Source organism: Pseudomonas sp. FBCC-B1565, from assembly GCF_059133265.1.
In genome coordinates this window covers 4,894,410-4,911,223 of sequence record NZ_CP101438.1, presented here as the reverse complement: position 1 = coordinate 4,911,223, position 16,814 = coordinate 4,894,410, and the positions used below count along the sequence as shown (strand labels likewise).

Below are 16,814 nucleotides of genomic sequence, written 5' to 3'. Positions count from 1 at the left end.
ATACACCGCTATCGCAGGCAAGCCAGCTCCCACAGTTTTAACCGGGTTTCGTCAGTAACATTCTGTCTTCACCGACTTCCCCGGCATAGCGGGCAACGACTTTCTGACACAACCCCACAATTTCCTCCACCAACTCCACCCCCACGCGCCACGACACCACCACCTGCAGATTCGGCAGTTTCTGCGCCATCGGCAACATCACCAACTCCCCGCGCGCCAGTTCTTCGCTGACCAATACCGGCGGCAACGCGCCGATGCCGAACCCGTCGCGTAACAGGCGGGTTATCGCCGACACCGAGTTCACGCAGTTCATCCGTGGCGCGGCCACGCCGTTGGCTTGCATCAGGCTGATAACGTCCTGGTGCGGATGGGAGTTTTTCGAGTAGGTGATGATGCGCTCCCGGGCCAGTTCGGCGAGGGAGGAGTAGTCGCGGTTGTAGATCGACTGGCTGGCGACGATCCAGGCCATGGGGTGGCTGGCCAGTTCCAGGCTGCGCACGGTTTCGAGGCGCAGCAGGTCGGTTTGCAGGATCAGGTCGAGGAAACCTTTTTGCAGCTGATCGCTGAGGTTCAGTGCAGTATCGGCGACCAATTCGATTTCCACGAGGGGGAAGTGGTCCATCAATTCCGCCACCAAGGGGCTGAGCCACGTGTGGATCACCGTGTCCATGGCGCCGATTCGGATGCGCCCGACCTTGCTGCTGGTGGTCTCCAGGGACTGCTTCAGGCCCTGCATGGTCACCATCATCTGCTCGGCGTAATCCAGCACCTTCAAGCCTTCCGGGGTCAGGCTCACGCCACGCGAATCTCGCAGAAACAACTTCACCCCCAACTCGCTTTCCAGCACCGCGATGCGGCTGGAGATCGAGGCCTGGGTGGTGAACAGCTTCTCGGCGGTCAGGCGAAAACTCTTGAGTTTGGCCACCCAGACGAAGGTTTCGAGGAACTTCAAATTCATGGGATCAACTTTTTCTTATGCATGGATCGGTTTTTATTAGTTGGACGCGGCACCGGGCCAGCGCCAAAAATCGAGCCATTCCACGATAAGCGCCGTTGGGGTGTCAGGACAAGTTGCGAGTTCTGCGTAAAAAATCCCACACTACAAAAAAACAAAGCCTACAGGAGCGACAGTCCGTGAGCCGTCTTCTACTCAATTGCGACATCGGCGAAAGCTTTGGCAACTGGACCATGGGTCTGGATGCCGAGGTCATGCCGTTCATCGATTGCGCCAATGTGGCCTGTGGTTTCCATGCTGGCGACCCGAGCATCATGCGCAAGACCGTCAGCCTGGCGCTTAAGCATGGCGTGCAAATCGGTGCGCATCCGGCGTACCAGGACCTGCAAGGCTTTGGCCGCCGCTCGATGGCTTATACCCCGCAGGAAATCCAGGACCTGCTGCACTATCAGATTGGTGCGCTCGAGGGTATCTGCCGTGCCCAGGGCGGGCGGGTCAGCTACGTCAAACCCCACGGCGCGATGTACAACGACATGATGGCCAACCCCGTGCAATTGCGCGCGGTGATCCAAGCCGTGGCGGCCTACGGCGAGTTGCCGCTGATGCTGCTCGCCACCCGCGACAACAGCGCGGCCCAGGCCTTGGGCGATGAATACGGCGTCACCCTTTGGTTTGAAGCCTTCGCTGACCGCGCTTACGACAATAAGGGGCACCTGGTGTCGCGGCAGTTGCCGGGCGCCGTGCACCATGATTCCGACATTATCGTCCAGCAAGCCCTGACCCTTGCCCGTGGTGAAACGTTGATTGCCAGCGACGGCAGCCCGCTGCTCCTGCAAGCCAATACCCTGTGCGTGCACGGCGACAACGCGAGCTCGGTCGCGGCCGTGCAGCGCATCCGCGAGGCATTGAAGCCAGCATGAAGCCACGGATTGAAGTGGTCGCCATCGACTGCCTGATGGTGCGTCTGTTTGATGCTATCGCCGAGACCAACATGCCGTGGATGCTCGCCGCTACCCAGCGCCTGCGCAGCGGGTTTGGCGCGGCACTGGTGGACCTGGTGCCGTCTTACACCACGTTGATGGTGCATTACGACCTCAACGCAGTGAACCCGGCCCAGGCGCGGGAGCTGATCGACCAGGCCCTCACCGACCTGCAGCCGCAGGCCCAGGGAGGCGGCCAGTGCCATGTGCTGCCGGTGTGGTACGACCTGAGCGTCGGCCCGGAATTGACCTTGCTCAGCCAGCGCAGCGGCTTGGCGATCGACGAAGTGATTCGCCGCCACAGCGCCCACGAATACCAGGTGTTTGCCCTTGGCTTCGCGCCCGGCTTTGCCTTTATGGGGCTGGTGGATGAAATCCTCGCCACCCCGCGCCTCAGTACCCCACGCAAACGCGTGGCGGCCGGCAGCGTCGGCATTGCCGAACGGCAAACCGCCGCCTACCCGGTGGTGTCGCCGGGCGGCTGGAACCTCATCGGCCGCACGCCGGCCAGACTTTTCGACCGTGAGCGCGACGGCTACAGCCTGATGCAGCCTGGTGACACGGTGCGCTTCGAAGCGGTCGAGCATGCTGAATTCATCAAGCTGGGTGGCGATGACACGCCGTTGGAGTCGCAGGCATGAGCCGCTTATTGATCGAGGCCAGCACGCCGCTGTGCCTGTTGCAGGACGCCGGTCGCTTTGGCGTGCGCCACCTGGGCGTGACCCAGGGCGGGGCGCTGGACTGGGTGTCGATGTCCTGGGCCAACTGGCTGCTGGGCAATGCCCTGGACGCGCCGGTGGTGGAAATCACCCTGGGCGGTTTCACCGTGCAGGCCGAGGACTATTGCCTGCTGGCCCTGGCCGGTGCGGACCTGGGCGCGTCTATCGACGAACGTGCCATCAGCCCTGGACGCAGTTTTATCCTGCAAAAGGGCCAGCGTTTGCGCTTTACCCAGCCGTTCAGCGGTGCGCGGGCCTACCTTGCGGCACCGGGCGGCTTTGACGCGCCGGATGTGCTCGGCAGTTGCGCCACGGTTGTACGTGAGGAATTGGGCGGGGTGGACGGTTTTGGCAGGGCGTTGGCCGAAGGCGGGCGCCTCGTTTATTCGGGGGCGGGCGGGGCCATGAAGGTACTGAGTGAACCCCAATTGCCAACCGGCGCATCACTGGATGTCATCCTCGGCGCCCAGATCGGCCAGTTCAGCGGCCAAAGCCTGTTCGATGCCTTCAACAGCGATTGGTCCCTGGACAGCCGCGCCGACCGCATGGGCATGCGTTTGTTGGGTACACCTTTGCAGTACCAGGGGCCGTCGCTGATTTCCGAGGGCATTCCCCTGGGCGCGATCCAGGTGCCGCCGGACGGGCAGCCGATTGTGTTGCTCAATGATCGGCAGACCATCGGCGGCTATCCACGCCTCGGGGCACTGACGCCGTTGTCACTGGCGCGGCTGGCGCAGTGTCTGCCGGGGGAAATGGTCAGGTTGTCGCCGGTGGTGCAAGAGACCGCGCACCGCCAGCACGTCGACTTTTTGCGTCGCTTCATTTAAGTACGGAGGCAGTACGCAATCACAATACGAGATATCTCCTACGGTGTTTGAGTCCTCTGTCGTATTGGTCCGCAAGGACGCGCATGGAAGTCTTGGTCGTTCATTCACAATCAGGATTCACCATGCGCTACATGAAGATCTACGCACAGGACATACTCGATAACGATGTGCCCGACGTGGTCACGCTTGAGTTTCACGACGATACCCGTACACCGACGCTTGTCCACCAGGCCACAACCTTCGATATCACCGATGACGGGAAGCTGGACTGGGTCATTGCCGATGATGTGAACCAGGATGGCATCGTCGATGCGGTTGACCGTGCACAGGCCATTGAGTTGGCCCAGCTGTTTCTTGAGTTCAATTGGTTCAGCCTTGACGAACCCTTTGATAAATACTTGAAAGTGTTTGCCCGGGACTTTGATGGCAACGGCGTGCCTGACACGGTGCGCCTGCATTTTCATCAAGGTGAAGGTGTACCCACCGATGAAAGCATCGCCTATACGGCGGCAGTCTATGCCGATGGGAATGGCCTTGGTGGGGTCTCGATCAATCAGGATGTCAACAATGACCGTAAGGTCGACAAGAAGGACTCTGAACTGGTCAAACAGTTTGCCGCGCTGTTCCTGAAGTTCGGTTGGACCGACGCCCAGCACGGCTGATGACAGTCCTGTAGTCGTTGCCCGCGACTACAGGTTTTCAGGCTACTTCGACAGAAACCGCATCCCTTCCTCAAGCCCGCGCAATGTCAGCGGATACATCTGATCCTCCACCAACTCCCGCACAATCCCCGTCGACGCCGTATACCCCCACGTGTCCTTCGGATACGGGTTAATCCAGATCAGCTTTTTGTACTTGGCCATGAAGCGCTGCATCCACACATACCCAGGCTCCTCGTTCCAGTGCTCGACGCTGCCGCCGGCCTGGGTGATCTCGTACGGTGCCATCGACGCATCGCCGATAAAGATCACTTTGTAATCGGCGCCGTATTTGTGCAGCAAATCCTGGGTCGAGGTGCGTTCCGAGGTGCGGCGCTGGTTGTTCTTCCACACCGATTCGTACACGAAGTTGTGAAAGTAGAAGTACTCCAGGTGCTTGAACTCGGTCTTGCACGCGGAGAACAGTTCTTCGCAGATCTTCACATGGGCGTCCATCGAGCCGCCGATATCGAACAGCAATAGCAGCTTGATGGTGTTGCGCCGCTCCGGGCGCATCTGGATATTCAGCAAACCGGCGTCGCGGGCGGTGTGGTCGATGGTGCCGTCGATGTCCAACTCTTCCGCCGCGCCCTGGCGTGCAAATTTGCGCAGGCGGCGCAGGGCGACCTTGATGTTGCGCGTGCCCAGCTCGACCTGATCGTCGAGGTTCTTGTACTCGCGCTGGTCCCACACTTTTACAGCCTTGCCCTGGCGCTTGCCGGCATCACCGACACGAATGCCTTCCGGGTTATAGCCGCCGGAGCCAAACGGGCTGGTGCCACCGGTGCCTATCCACTTGTTGCCGCCAGCGTGGCGTTCTTTCTGTTCTTCCAGGCGCTTCTTGAATTCCTCGATCAGCTTGTCGAGGCCACCCAGGGACTGGATCTGTGCGCGCTCCTCATCGGTCAGCGAACGTTCGAACTCTTTGCGCAGCCACTCTTCGGGGATCAGTGCCTGCAGGTGGTCGTCGAGCTTCTCCAGCCCGTTGAAATAAGCACCGAAGGCCCGGTCGAACTTGTCGAAATGCCGCTCGTCCTTGACCAGGATCGCCCGGGCCAGGTAGTAGAACTCGTCCATGTCGGCGAAGGTCACGCGCTGTTTCAGCGCGTTGATCAGGTCGAGCAACTCGCGCACCGATACCGGCACCTTGGCGGCGCGCATCTCGTTGAACAGGTTGAGCAACATCAGCGATTACCGCGACGGCTCATGAACGCCAGACGCTCCAGCAACTGCACGTCTTGCTCGTTCTTCACCAACGCACCGGCCAGCGGCGGGATGGCCTTGGTCGGGTCGCGCTCGCGCAGCACCGCTTCGCCGATGTTGTCGGCCATCAGTAGCTTGAGCCAGTCGACCAGTTCGGAGGTGGAGGGCTTTTTCTTCAGGCCGGGCACTTTGCGCACGTCGAAGAACACGTCCAGCGCTTCGCTGACCAGGTCTTTCTTGATGTCCGGGTAGTGCACATCCACGATCTTCTGCAGGGTGGTGCGGTCGGGGAAGGCGATGTAGTGGAAGAAGCAGCGGCGCAGGAACGCGTCCGGCAGCTCTTTTTCGTTGTTGGAGGTAATGATGATGATCGGGCGCTTTTTCGCCTTGATGGTCTCGTCGATTTCGTAGACGTAGAACTCCATCTTGTCGAGTTCTTGCAGCAGGTCGTTAGGGAACTCGATGTCGGCCTTGTCGATTTCGTCGATCAGCAGGATTACCCGGTCTTCCGACTCGAACGCTTCCCAGAGCTTGCCCTTCTTCAGGTAGTTGCGCACGTCGTGCACCTTGTCCACACCCAGTTGCGAGTCGCGCAGGCGGCTCACCGCGTCGTACTCGTACAGGCCCTGGTGGGCCTTGGTAGTGGACTTGATGTGCCAGGTGATCAGCCTGGCGCCGAAGGACTCGGCCAATTGCTCGGCGAGCATGGTCTTGCCGGTGCCCGGTTCGCCCTTGACCAGCAGCGGCCGTTCCAGGGTGATGGCAGCGTTGACGGCCAGTTTCAGGTCATCGGTAGCCACATAGGCCTGGGTGCCTTCGAACTTCATCGGTGTTTCCTCGCATTCATCAATGCCGGGACTATACCGCGCAGCCCCGGCGACTGTGAACGCAGGTGGGTTATTCAGTCTCTGAATGACCGGTCACATTCAATCCGCCGAGGGCTTGGGTTGTTCGTACCGCGCATTGAACGCCTGGATAAAGCCGTTGCGTAAAATCGCCAAAAACGCGGAGAACGCGCTGACATTCTGCTGGTGCACGCTGCCACTGAGTTCGACGCGGGTCGCGAACTGGTTTTTGCTCTGGTTTTTCAGCACGGTTTCGCTGGCACCGACCACGGCTTCCCAGATCGAGCGGAAGATGTTCTTGTCTTTGTTTTCCACGTCCTGCTGCCAGTCGAACACTTCGACATCGCGCAGCAACGGCTTGATATAACCAGTCAATTGGCCTTTGTCCGCCTGGGCTTCGATCACCACATCGCCGGTGCCGGCCTTGAAGTCGAATTTGCCGTAGGCCGAGGCGAAGTCATTCATGCGCTTGAGTTGCAGGTCTTTGGCGCGGAAGCGGAACTCGAAGTTTTCGAAATTGCTCAGCGGATCGAAGGTGGCGCTGGCTTCCAGCGGCGCCTGGCCCTGGAGCAGGGCCTTGCCGTCGAAGCGGGCGTCGCGCTTGCCTTGGACGTCGACGATGTTGGTCAGGTTGTAGAAGCTGGCGTTGACCGAGGTTGCATTGAGGTTGACCGGTGGTTTGGAGCTGAAGTTGTGGAAGGCGATCTTGCCGTCTTCGATGCGCACTTCATCGAGGGTGATGGGAGCCAGCTTGCTCAACTGTTCGCGCCAGTCGGTGCCTTTACCGGTCTGGGACGCCTGCTTGTTGGCGCCGCCGTCAACGAAATTCACCTCGGGGTTGATAAACAGCACCTTGGCCACCACCGCATGGTCGTACCACAGCGAGTGCCAGCTCACCGCCAGGTCGATCAGCGGCGCCTTGACGAACGGTACCGGCACCTTGCCGTCGACCTTGATGATCTGCAGGCCGTTGATCCTGTAGGCGCCGCGCCACAGGGCCAGGTCGACGTCGGTGACCTGGCCACGGTAGTCGCCCATGTCGGCGAGCTTGTTATTCAGGTAGTTGCGCACCAGATAGGGCAGGGCAATGCTCAGGGCGACCAGTACCACCAGCAATCCGGCAACGGTCCATAGTGGCCAGCTGTAGCGACGTTTCATGGGGAGGGTCCTCTGTCCGTATGGGGAGTGGACTGTTGCGATGGGCGCAACGTTCCTCCGACTGGACGCTTGGCGGCACGAGGCATACCCTTGTTGCCTTCCTGAATACCGCCAATAGGACCCGTCATGAGCCGCATCTTTGCAGACAACGCGCACTCCATCGGTAATACGCCCCTGGTGCAGATCAACCGGATCGCGCCGCGTGGCGTGACCATCCTGGCCAAGATCGAAGGGCGTAACCCGGGCTACTCGGTGAAGTGCCGCATTGGCGCCAACATGATCTGGGACGCGGAAAGCACCGGCAAACTCAAGCCGGGCATGACCATTGTGGAACCGACTTCGGGCAACACTGGGATTGGCCTGGCGTTTGTCGCCGCTGCCCGTGGCTACAAGCTGCTGCTGACCATGCCGGCGTCCATGAGCATCGAGCGGCGCAAGGTACTCAAGGCCCTCGGCGCTGAGTTGGTGCTGACTGAACCGGCCAAGGGCATGAAGGGCGCTATCGAAAAAGCCGGCGAAATCGTCGCCAGCGATCCGGCCACTTACTTCATGCCAGCCCAGTTCGAAAACCCGGCCAACCCGGCCATCCACGAGAAAACCACCGGTCCGGAAATCTGGAATGACACCGATGGCGCGGTGGACGTGCTGGTGGCGGGCGTGGGCACCGGTGGCACCATCACCGGCGTGTCGCGCTATATCAAGAACATTGCGGGCAAGCCGATCCTGTCGGTGGCCGTCGAGCCGATCGTGTCGCCGGTGATCACACAGGCCCTGGCCGGTGAAGAGATCAAGCCCAGCCCGCACAAGATCCAGGGCATTGGCGCCGGTTTCGTGCCGAAGAACCTCGACCTGGCGATGGTCGACCGCGTGGAACTGGTGACCGACGACGAATCCAAGGCCATGGCCCTTCGCCTGATGCAAGAAGAGGGGATACTGTGCGGTATTTCCTGCGGCGCGGCGATGGCCGTGGCCGTGCGCCTGGCCGAGAAACCGGAAATGCAGGGCAAGACCATCGTGGTGATTTTGCCGGACTCCGGTGAGCGCTACCTGTCGAGCATGCTGTTCAGCGATTTGTTTACCGAGCAGGAAAACCAGGCTTGATGTATGTCAGCGCCAATACCTTGGGCCTTCTGCATACTGGCCCAAGTGTTTATCATGGCCGGCTGCTACGTCTGCTGTTGGCCAGGCGCTTATTTCCAGGAGTTGCTGCATGACCTTTTCTTTGGCCGCCAAGCTGTCGGTGCTGGCGTTGTTTATCGGCAGCACGCTGTATGTGCACCTGCGCGGCAAGGCGCGTTTGCCGATGTTGCGCCAGTTCGTCAACCATTCGGCGCTGTTCGCCCCGTATAACGCCTTGATGTACCTGTTCTCGGCCGTGCCGTCCAAGCCCTACCTGGACCGCAGCAAGTTCCCGGAACTGGACGTGCTCAAGGACAATTGGGAAGTGATCCGCGAAGAGGCCATGCACCTGTTCGACGAGGGTTATATCCGCGCCGCCGAAAAGAACAACGACGCCGGTTTCGGTTCGTTCTTCAAGAAAGGCTGGAAGCGTTTCTACCTCAAGTGGTACGACAAACCGCTGCCATCGGCCGAGGCGCTGTGCCCGAAAACCGTGGCCTTGGTAAGCAGCATCCCTAACGTGAAAGGCGCGATGTTCGCGTTGTTGCCGGGCGGTAGCCACCTCAACCCGCACCGCGACCCGTTTGCCGGTTCCCTGCGTTACCACCTGGGCCTGTCCACGCCGAACTCCGACGACTGCCGCATCTTCGTCGACGGCCAGGTCTACGCCTGGCGCGACGGTGAAGACGTGATGTTCGATGAGACCTACGTGCACTGGGTCAAGAACGAAACCGAACAGACCCGCGTGATCCTGTTCTGCGACATCGAGCGACCGCTGAGTAACCGCCTGATGACCCGGGTCAATCGCTGGGTCAGCAAGCAGTTGGGCCGCGCGACTGCGCCGCAAAATCTGGATGACGAGCGCGTGGGCGGGATCAACCAGGCGTATGCCTGGAGCAAGACCTTCAGTGACAAGTTCAGCGGTGTGGTCAAGCAGTGGAAGCGCAAGCATCCGAAGGCTTACCGCATTGCGCGGCCGGTGCTGGCTGTAGTTGTTTTGGTACTGCTGTGGAAGTGGCTGTTCGGCTGATCTGAAACGTTAAACGCGGTCAAAATGTGGGAGGGGCGGTGCGACGGTTCGACTTGCCCCCGATGGCGATGTTTCAGTCACTGTATGTGTTGACTGATCCACTGCTATCGGGGGCAAGTCGAACCGTCGCACCGCCCCTCCCACATTGGTATTGCGGTGCTCTTAAGATGCGATCAGCTGGCGCAGTACGTAGTGCAGGATGCCGCCCGCCTTGAAGTACTCCACTTCATTCAATGTATCGATCCGGCACAACACCTCGACCTTCTCGCTGCTGCCATCCTCCCGCGTAATCACCAGCGTCAGGTTCATGCGCGGTACGATCTCCACGTCCGTCAGGCCGAGAATGTCGATCTTCTCCTTGCCCGTAAGCTTGAGCGACTTGCGGTTCTGATCCAGCTTGAACTGCAACGGCAGTACGCCCATGCCCACCAGGTTGGAGCGGTGGATACGCTCGAAGCTCTCGGCAATCACCGCCTTGACCCCCAGCAGGTTAGTGCCCTTGGCCGCCCAGTCGCGGCTGGAGCCGGTGCCGTATTCCTGGCCGGCGATCACCACCAGCGGTGTGCCCGACGCCTGGTATTTCATCGACGCGTCATAGATCGCCATCTTCTCGCCAGTGGGGATGTACAGCGTATTGCCGCCTTCCTCACCGCCGAGCATTTCATTGCGGATACGGATGTTGGCAAAGGTGCCGCGCATCATCACTTCATGGTTGCCACGGCGTGAGCCGTAGGAGTTGAAGTCTCGTGGCTCCACGCCCTGTTCGCGCAGGTAACGGCCGGCGGGGCTGTCGGTCTTGATATTACCGGCGGGGGAGATGTGGTCGGTGGTCACCGAATCGCCCAGCAACGCCAGCACATTGGCGCCCTTGACGTCTTTAATCACCGGCAGCGGCCCTGCAATGTCATCGAAGAACGGCGGGTGCTGGATGTAAGTGGAGTCCTTCTGCCACACGTAGGTCGCCGCTTGCGGCACTTCAATGGCTTGCCATTGCGCGTCTCCGGCGAACACCTCGGCGTATTCCTTGTGGAACATGCCGGTGCTGACCTGGGCCACGGCGTCGGCAATCTCTTTGCTGCTCGGCCAGATGTCCTTGAGGTACACCGGCTTGCCGTCTTGATCGTTACCCAGCGGTTCGCTGCTGATATCAATGCGCACGGTGCCGGCCAAGGCATAAGCGACGACCAGCGGCGGCGACGCCAGCCAGTTGGTTTTCACCAGCGGATGCACCCGGCCTTCGAAGTTGCGGTTGCCGGACAGCACCGAGGCCACGGCCAGGTCGGCCTTCTGGATGGCTTTTTCAATCGGCTCCGGTAATGGTCCGGAGTTGCCGATGCAGGTGGTGCAGCCATAGCCGACCAGGTCGAAGCCGAGCTTGTCCAGGTACTGGGTCAGGCCGGCCGCCTTGTAGTAGTCGGTGACCACTTTGGAGCCGGGGGCCAGCGAGGTTTTCACCCAGGGCTTGCGGGTCAGGCCCTTTTCCACGGCCTTTTTCGCCACCAGCCCGGCGGCCATCATCACGCTGGGGTTGGAGGTGTTGGTGCAGGAGGTGATCGAGGCGATCACCACGGCGCCGTTTTTCAGGCGATAGGTCTGGCCGTCGTATTCGTAGTCGGCTTCGCCCACCAGGTCTGCATTGCCCACGGCAACCCCGCCGCCGCCTTCGCTTTCCAGGCGACCTTCTTCCTTGTTGGTGGGTTTGAATTGCAGGTCGAGGAAGTCGCTGAAGGCCTGGCCCACATTCGGCAGGGCTACGCGGTCCTGTGGGCGCTTCGGCCCGGCCAGGCTCGCTTCGACGCTGCCCATGTCGAGGGCCAGGCTGTCAGTGAACACCGGTTCCTGGCCGGCGTTGCGCCACAGGCCCTGGGCCTTGGTGTACGCCTCGACCAACTTCACGGTTTCTGCCGGGCGCCCTGACAGGCGCAGGTAGTCCAGTGTCACCTCATCCACTGGGAAAAAGCCGCAGGTGGCGCCGTACTCCGGGGCCATGTTGGCGATGGTGGCGCGGTCGGCCAACGGCAGGTCGGCCAGGCCGTCGCCGTAGAATTCGACGAACTTGCCCACCACGCCCTTTTTGCGCAGCATCTGGGTCACGGTCAACACCAGGTCAGTGGCGGTGATGCCTTCTTTCAGTTTGCCGGTGAGCTTGAAGCCGATCACTTCCGGGATCAGCATCGACACCGGTTGGCCGAGCATCGCCGCTTCCGCCTCGATCCCGCCCACGCCCCAGCCGAGTACGCCAAGACCGTTGATCATGGTGGTGTGGGAGTCGGTGCCGACCAACGTGTCGGGAAACGCATAGGTGCGGCCGTCTTCGTCCTTGGTCCACACGGTGCGGCCCAGGTATTCGAGGTTGACCTGGTGGCAGATGCCGGTACCCGGCGGCACAACACTGAAGTTGTCGAAGGCGCTCTGGCCCCAGCGCAGGAAGGCGTAGCGTTCGCCGTTGCGCTGCATTTCGATGTCGACGTTCTGCTCAAAGGCGTCGGCGTTGCCGAACTTGTCGACCATCACCGAGTGGTCAATTACCAGGTCCACGGGCGATAGCGGGTTGATGCGCTGCGGATCGCCCCCGGCCTTGGCCACGGCGGCGCGCATGGCGGCCAGGTCGACCACGGCGGGTACACCGGTAAAATCTTGCATCAGTACGCGGGCGGGACGGTACTGGATCTCACGGTCGGACTGGCGCTCTTTAAGCCAGGCGGCGATGGCCTTGAGGTCGGCGCCGGTGACGGTCTTGTCGTCTTCCCAGCGCAGCAGGTTTTCCAGCAGCACCTTGAGCGACATCGGCAGCTTGTCGAGGTCACCCAGACTCTTGGCGGCCTCGGGCAAACTGAAGTAGTGATAGGTCTTGCTGTCGATTTGCAGTGTTTTAAGGGTTCTCAGGCTATCAAGCGATGACATGACACGACTCCTTATGGTCCGCACGGCTACGGACCTGACGGGACGAACAGAGCTATCAACTTAGCCCTGTTTTCATTAGCAGGCTAATAACTGGACTCTATCGTTAAGTCCAAGGTTCCGAAGTCCGTTATCATGCGCGGGTTTTCATGACAGGCATTGCGACAGCGCAAGGTCGGTTGATTCACTTGGAGAATTGATGAACACCCTTTTTATGCACTGCCGCCCGGGTTTTGAAGGCGAAGTCTGTTCCGAGATCGCGGAACACGCCGCGCGCCTGAACGTTTCCGGCTACGCCAAGGCCAAGACCGGCAGCGCCTGCGCCGAATTCGTCTGCACCGAAGAAGACGGCGCCCAGCGCCTGATGCACGGCCAGCACTTTGCCGAGCTGATCTTCCCCAGGCAGTGGGCGCGCGGGGTGTTCATCGACCTGCCGGAAACCGACCGCATCAGCGTGATCCTCGCCCACCTGCGCGAATTCCCGGTGTGCGGCAGCCTGTGGCTGGAGATGGTCGACACCAACGACGGCAAGGAACTGTCGAACTTCTGCAAGAAATTCGAAGTGCACCTGCGCAAAGCCCTGCTGAACGCCGGCAAGTTGGTGGACGACCCGAACAAGCCGCGCCTGCTGTTGACCTTCAAGAGCGGCCGCGAAGTGTTCATGGGCCTGGCCGAGTCGAACAACTCGGCGATGTGGCCGATGGGCATCCCGCGCCTCAAGTTCCCCCGCGAGGCGCCCAGCCGCTCGACCTTGAAGCTGGAAGAAGCCTGGCACCACTTCATCCCCCGCGACCAGTGGGACGAGCGCCTGCACGGCGACATGACTGGCGTCGACCTCGGCGCGGCGCCGGGCGGCTGGACCTGGCAACTGGTCAACCGTGGCATGCTGGTGACCGCCATCGACAACGGCCCCATGGCCGAAAGCCTGATGGACACCGGCCTGGTCCAGCACTTGATGGCCGACGGCTTCACCTTCGTGCCCAAGCAGCCAGTGGACTGGATGGTCTGCGACATCGTCGAGAAGCCGGCGCGCAACGCCGCGCTGCTGGAAACCTGGATCGGCGAGGGGCATTGCCGCGAGGCGGTGGTGAATCTGAAGTTGCCGATGAAGCAACGTTACGCTGAAGTGAAGCGCTTGCTGGAGCGCATTGAGGACGGCTTCAGGGCGCGTGGCATTCGCGTGGAGATCGGCTGCAAGCAGCTGTACCACGACCGTGAGGAAGTGACATGCCATTTGCGTCGATTGGAAACAGCGAAGAAACCCAAGGCTCGCTGAACAGTTGAAATCACCACAGGACCCCTGTGGGAGCGGGCTTGCCCGCGAAAGCGGTATAACAGTCGAAACTTATGTTGAATGTGCCCGTGTCTTCGCGGGCAAGCCCGCTCCCACCTTTGGAGCGGCATCCGTTTCAGGAGTGATGTATGAACCTCGATTTGCCCGTCGACGCCACCCTCGACGCCACCGGCCTCAACTGCCCGGAGCCGGTGATGATGCTGCACCAGCACATCCGCGACCTGCCGCCCGGCGGCCTGCTCAAGGTGATCGCGACAGACCCGTCCACGCGTCGCGATATCCCCAAGTTCTGCGTGTTCCTGGACCACGAACTGGTGGATCAGCAGGAACAGGCGGGTACGTACCTGTACTGGATCCGCAAGAAGTCTGCTTAACCCTGCGCTTTATCTACGCGGATGCGCCGGCGTGCACTGCGCGCCAGGCGCACCAGCAGCATCCCCGCGGCGCAGCTCAGGCCCACGATCAGCCCTTGCCATAAGCCGCTCGGGCCGCTCGGTTCGCCGAGCCAGTCGGTCAGGCCCAGGGCATAACCCACCGGCAGGCCCACGCCCCAATAGGCGAACAGGGTCAGCACCATGGTGACACGGGTGTCCTGGTAGCCACGCAAGGCGCCGGCGGCAGTGACCTGGATCGAATCACTGAACTGGAACAGCGCTGAAAACACGATCAGCGTGGATGCCAGGTGGATGACGATCGGGTCCGGGGTGTAGATCGCCGCAATCTGCTCGCGCAACAGCAGCATCAAGCTGCATGAAAGGCACGCGTAGGCCAGCGCCGTGCCCATGCCGACACCCGCGGCGAAGCGTGCTTCACGCGGTTCACCACGGCCCAGGGCCTGGCCGACCCGTACGGTGACCGCCATGCTCAGCGAGTAGGGAATCATGAACACCAGCGAGCTGACGTTCAGCGCGATCTGATGGCCCGAGACCACCGTGGCGCCGAGGCTGCCGATCAGCAGGGCGATGACCGCGAAAATGCTGGACTCAGCAAAGATCGCGATGCCAATCGGCAAGCCAATCCCGAGTACGCGCTTGATCACCGCCCATTGCGGCCAGTCGAAGCGCTTGAACAACTCGCTGCTCTGGTACGCCGGGCCGAAGCGTGTCCACACGGCCAGGCCAATCACCATCGCCCACATCGAAAGGGCCGTGGCCCAGCCGCAGCCCACGCCGCCCATGGCCGGTACGCCGAGGTGGCCGTAGATGAAGATGTAGTTCAGCGGAATATTCAGCGCCAGGCCGACCAGGCCCATGACCATGCTCGGCCGTGTGCGGCCCAGGCCGTCGCTGAAGCAGCGCAGCACGTAGTACAGCGCGATGGCCGGCATGCCCGAAGCGATGCCGTGCAGGTAGCCCATGGACGGTTTGATCAGGTCGGCCTCGACCTTCATCCAGTGCAGGATTGGTTCCGCGCACAACAGCAACAGCCCGCCTACGATGCCGACCACAATCGCCAGCCACAGCGACTGGCGCACCAGTGGCCCGATCTCGGTGAATTTCCCGGCACCGTAGCGCTCGGCGACTTTTGGCGTGGTGGCCAGCAGCGTGCCGCTCATCAGCAGGTACACCGGAATCCAGATCGAGTTGCCCAGGCCCACCGCCGCCAAGTCTTGGGGGCTGACGCGTCCGGCCATCACCGCATCGACAAAACTCATCGCCGTCGTGGCCAGTTGACCGATCATGATCGGCAGGGCAAGCGTCAGCAGGCCGCGCACTTCCCGGCGAATGCGGGCGGGGCGGGTAAGGGGGGCGGTGGCAGTGTTCACGTACAGGTGTCCAGTCGAGGGCAGCGCAAGGACGGCGGATTCTACGCGCTGACGCATCGGTCAGGAAAAAACCTGTGTTAGCGATTTGTAAGCGAGGGCTGCGATCCCTGTACACTGCGGGTCCGCCTAAGGAGCCTGCCATGCTGATTGTTGCCGACGAAAATATTCCGCTGCTCGATGCCTTTTTCCAGGGTTTCGGTGAAATTCGCCGCGTGCCTGGCCGCTCCATTGACCGTGCGACGGTCGAGCAGGCCGATGTATTGCTGGTGCGCTCGGTGACCAACGTCAACCGTGCCCTGCTCGATGGCACGAACGTGCGCTTTGTCGGCACCTGCACCATCGGCACCGATCACCTGGACCTCGACTACTTCAAACAGGCCGGCATCCAGTGGTCCAGCGCCCCCGGCTGTAACGCCCGTGGCGTGGTGGATTATGTGTTGGGCAGCCTGATGACGCTGGCCGAGATCGAAGGCGCCGACCTTAACCAGCGCACCTACGGCGTGGTTGGCGCCGGTGAAGTCGGCGGGCGACTGGTCAAGGTGCTCAAGGGCCTGGGCTGGAACGTGCTGGTCTGCGACCCGCCCCGGCAGATCGCCGAAGACGGCGATTACGTCAGCCTGGCGCAGATCATCGAGCAGTGCGACGTGATCAGCCTGCACACACCGCTGACCAAGTCCGGTAACGGCTCCACCTGGCACCTGTTCGACCGCCAACGCCTTGAGCAGCTCAAGCCCGGTACCTGGCTGATCAACGCCAGCCGTGGCCCGGTGGTCGACAATGCCGCCCTGCGCGAGGTGCTGCTGGACCGCGAAGACCTGCAAGCGGTGCTGGATGTGTGGGAGGGCGAGCCGCAGGTGGACGTCGACCTGGCTGACCTGTGCGTATTGGCCACGCCGCATATCGCCGGCTACAGCCTGGACGGCAAGCAGCGCGGCACGGCGCAGATCTATCAGGCGTTCTGCGCGCACCTGGGGCAGGAGCCGAGCATTCAATTGCGTGATTTGCTGCCACCGCCGTGGTTGGCCGAGGTGCAGCTGAATGCGTCTACCGACCCGGCCTGGGCGCTGGCGACGCTGTGCCGCAGCGTGTACGACCCGCGTCGTGATGATGCGGATTTCCGCCGCAGCCTGGTAGGAACGGTGGACGAGCAGCGCAAGGCGTTTGACCTGCTGCGCAAGCACTACCCCGAGCGCCGCGAGATCGATGGTTTGAAGGTGCGCGTCCTGGGTGAGTCGGCTGTGTTGTCGAACATCGTGTCCGCGTTGGGCGCCGAAGCGGTTTAGAGACCAATAAAAAACCCGGCCACCAGGGCCGGGTTTG

At 61.4% G+C, this 16,814-nt stretch carries 15 protein-coding genes; 9 read left to right on the top strand and 6 right to left on the bottom strand.

Annotated elements, in window-relative coordinates:
• Window positions 1-37: 37 nt before the first annotated feature.
• Window positions 38-958 (bottom strand): LysR family transcriptional regulator, encoded by a 921-nt coding sequence (locus NL123_RS22695; protein WP_248486983.1) that lies wholly within the window; start codon window positions 956-958, stop codon window positions 38-40.
• Window positions 959-1,134: 176 nt separating this feature from the next.
• Between NL123_RS22695 and NL123_RS22690 the strand changes: the two genes are divergently transcribed.
• The 4 genes from NL123_RS22690 to NL123_RS22675 all read left to right on the top strand — a co-directional run bounded on the left by NL123_RS22690 (window position 1,135) and on the right by NL123_RS22675 (window position 4,143).
• On the top strand, window positions 1,135-1,875 hold the full coding sequence (locus NL123_RS22690; RefSeq protein ID WP_494356397.1) for a 5-oxoprolinase subunit PxpA: 741 nt from the start codon (window positions 1,135-1,137) through the stop codon (window positions 1,873-1,875).
• Window positions 1,872-2,576, top strand: a complete 705-nt coding sequence (gene pxpB / locus NL123_RS22685; protein WP_494356396.1) for a 5-oxoprolinase subunit PxpB — start codon at window positions 1,872-1,874, stop codon at window positions 2,574-2,576. The genes NL123_RS22690 and pxpB overlap by 4 nt, the downstream gene beginning before the upstream one ends.
• The gene (locus tag NL123_RS22680) at window positions 2,573-3,481 is read left to right on the top strand and encodes a 5-oxoprolinase subunit C family protein (RefSeq protein WP_494356395.1); all 909 of its coding nucleotides are present in this window, start codon (window positions 2,573-2,575) and stop codon (window positions 3,479-3,481) included. Before pxpB ends, NL123_RS22680 begins: the two co-directional genes overlap by 4 nt.
• Before the next feature lie 83 nt (window positions 3,482-3,564).
• Window positions 3,565-4,143, top strand: coding sequence for a hypothetical protein (locus tag NL123_RS22675; RefSeq protein ID WP_494356394.1), 579 nt, complete (start codon window positions 3,565-3,567; stop codon window positions 4,141-4,143).
• 42 nt (window positions 4,144-4,185) lie between these two features.
• On the opposite strand, the gene NL123_RS22670 is transcribed toward NL123_RS22675, so the two are convergent.
• The 3 genes from NL123_RS22670 to NL123_RS22660 all read right to left on the bottom strand — a co-directional run bounded on the left by NL123_RS22670 (window position 4,186) and on the right by NL123_RS22660 (window position 7,385).
• A complete protein-coding gene (locus NL123_RS22670; protein WP_071488994.1) occupies window positions 4,186-5,364 on the bottom strand; it encodes a vWA domain-containing protein in 1,179 nt (392 codons plus the stop codon).
• Window positions 5,364-6,209 (bottom strand): AAA family ATPase, encoded by an 846-nt coding sequence (locus NL123_RS22665; protein WP_494356393.1) that lies wholly within the window; start codon window positions 6,207-6,209, stop codon window positions 5,364-5,366. The genes NL123_RS22670 and NL123_RS22665 overlap by 1 nt, the downstream gene beginning before the upstream one ends.
• A gap of 99 nt (window positions 6,210-6,308) precedes the next feature.
• Window positions 6,309-7,385, bottom strand: coding sequence for a DUF748 domain-containing protein (locus NL123_RS22660; RefSeq protein ID WP_494356392.1), 1,077 nt, complete (start codon window positions 7,383-7,385; stop codon window positions 6,309-6,311).
• A 126-nt stretch (window positions 7,386-7,511) separates the two neighbouring features.
• On the opposite strand from NL123_RS22660, the gene cysK reads away from it, so the two are divergent.
• Both cysK and NL123_RS22650 read left to right on the top strand, forming a co-directional pair.
• Window positions 7,512-8,486 (top strand): cysteine synthase A, encoded by a 975-nt coding sequence (cysK, locus tag NL123_RS22655; RefSeq protein WP_248486996.1) that lies wholly within the window; start codon window positions 7,512-7,514, stop codon window positions 8,484-8,486.
• Window positions 8,487-8,595: 109 nt separating this feature from the next.
• Window positions 8,596-9,534 (top strand): aspartyl/asparaginyl beta-hydroxylase domain-containing protein, encoded by a 939-nt coding sequence (locus tag NL123_RS22650; protein WP_034102532.1) that lies wholly within the window; start codon window positions 8,596-8,598, stop codon window positions 9,532-9,534.
• A 162-nt stretch (window positions 9,535-9,696) separates the two neighbouring features.
• Here the strand turns inward: NL123_RS22650 and acnA are convergent, their stop codons facing one another.
• Window positions 9,697-12,438: an aconitate hydratase AcnA gene (gene acnA, locus NL123_RS22645; RefSeq protein ID WP_494356391.1), complete on the bottom strand. Its 2,742-nt coding sequence runs from the start codon at window positions 12,436-12,438 to the stop codon at window positions 9,697-9,699.
• Between the two features lie 196 nt (window positions 12,439-12,634).
• Here acnA and rlmM point away from each other — a divergent pair, with 196 nt between their 5' ends.
• Window positions 12,635-13,711, top strand: a complete 1,077-nt coding sequence (gene rlmM, locus NL123_RS22640) for a 23S rRNA (cytidine(2498)-2'-O)-methyltransferase RlmM (RefSeq protein ID WP_494356390.1) — start codon at window positions 12,635-12,637, stop codon at window positions 13,709-13,711.
• A gap of 146 nt (window positions 13,712-13,857) precedes the next feature.
• Window positions 13,858-14,103: a sulfurtransferase TusA gene (tusA, locus tag NL123_RS22635; RefSeq protein WP_058425075.1), complete on the top strand. Its 246-nt coding sequence runs from the start codon at window positions 13,858-13,860 to the stop codon at window positions 14,101-14,103.
• Here the strand turns inward: tusA and NL123_RS22630 are convergent.
• Window positions 14,100-15,494 carry an MATE family efflux transporter gene (locus tag NL123_RS22630; protein ID WP_248486998.1) on the bottom strand — a complete coding sequence of 465 codons (1,395 nt, stop codon included), beginning with the start codon at window positions 15,492-15,494 and terminating at the stop codon, window positions 14,100-14,102. The genes tusA and NL123_RS22630 overlap by 4 nt on opposite strands.
• A 140-nt stretch (window positions 15,495-15,634) precedes the next feature.
• Between NL123_RS22630 and pdxB the strand changes: the two genes are divergently transcribed.
• Window positions 15,635-16,777 carry a 4-phosphoerythronate dehydrogenase PdxB gene (pdxB, locus tag NL123_RS22625; protein WP_494356389.1) on the top strand — a complete coding sequence of 381 codons (1,143 nt, stop codon included), beginning with the start codon at window positions 15,635-15,637 and terminating at the stop codon, window positions 16,775-16,777.
• Window positions 16,778-16,814 lie beyond the last annotated feature (37 nt).

Bases quoted from the DNA above. Each gene is read 5' to 3' on its own strand.
- NL123_RS22695 (WP_248486983.1), bottom strand. From the start codon at position 958: ATGAATTTGAAGTTCCTCGAAACCTTCGTCTGGGTGGCCAAACTCAAG.
- pxpB (WP_494356396.1), top strand. From the start codon at position 1,872: ATGAAGCCACGGATTGAAGTGGTCGCCATCGACTGCCTGATGGTGCGT.
- NL123_RS22680 (WP_494356395.1), top strand. From the start codon at position 2,573: ATGAGCCGCTTATTGATCGAGGCCAGCACGCCGCTGTGCCTGTTGCAG.
- NL123_RS22675 (WP_494356394.1), top strand. From the start codon at position 3,565: ATGGAAGTCTTGGTCGTTCATTCACAATCAGGATTCACCATGCGCTAC.
- NL123_RS22670 (WP_071488994.1), bottom strand. From the start codon at position 5,364: ATGTTGCTCAACCTGTTCAACGAGATGCGCGCCGCCAAGGTGCCGGTA.
- NL123_RS22665 (WP_494356393.1), bottom strand. From the start codon at position 6,209: ATGAAGTTCGAAGGCACCCAGGCCTATGTGGCTACCGATGACCTGAAA.
- NL123_RS22660 (WP_494356392.1), bottom strand. From the start codon at position 7,385: ATGAAACGTCGCTACAGCTGGCCACTATGGACCGTTGCCGGATTGCTG.
- cysK (WP_248486996.1), top strand. From the start codon at position 7,512: ATGAGCCGCATCTTTGCAGACAACGCGCACTCCATCGGTAATACGCCC.
- NL123_RS22650 (WP_034102532.1), top strand. From the start codon at position 8,596: ATGACCTTTTCTTTGGCCGCCAAGCTGTCGGTGCTGGCGTTGTTTATC.
- acnA (WP_494356391.1), bottom strand. From the start codon at position 12,438: ATGTCATCGCTTGATAGCCTGAGAACCCTTAAAACACTGCAAATCGAC.
- rlmM (WP_494356390.1), top strand. From the start codon at position 12,635: ATGAACACCCTTTTTATGCACTGCCGCCCGGGTTTTGAAGGCGAAGTC.
- tusA (WP_058425075.1), top strand. From the start codon at position 13,858: ATGAACCTCGATTTGCCCGTCGACGCCACCCTCGACGCCACCGGCCTC.
- pdxB (WP_494356389.1), top strand. From the start codon at position 15,635: ATGCTGATTGTTGCCGACGAAAATATTCCGCTGCTCGATGCCTTTTTC.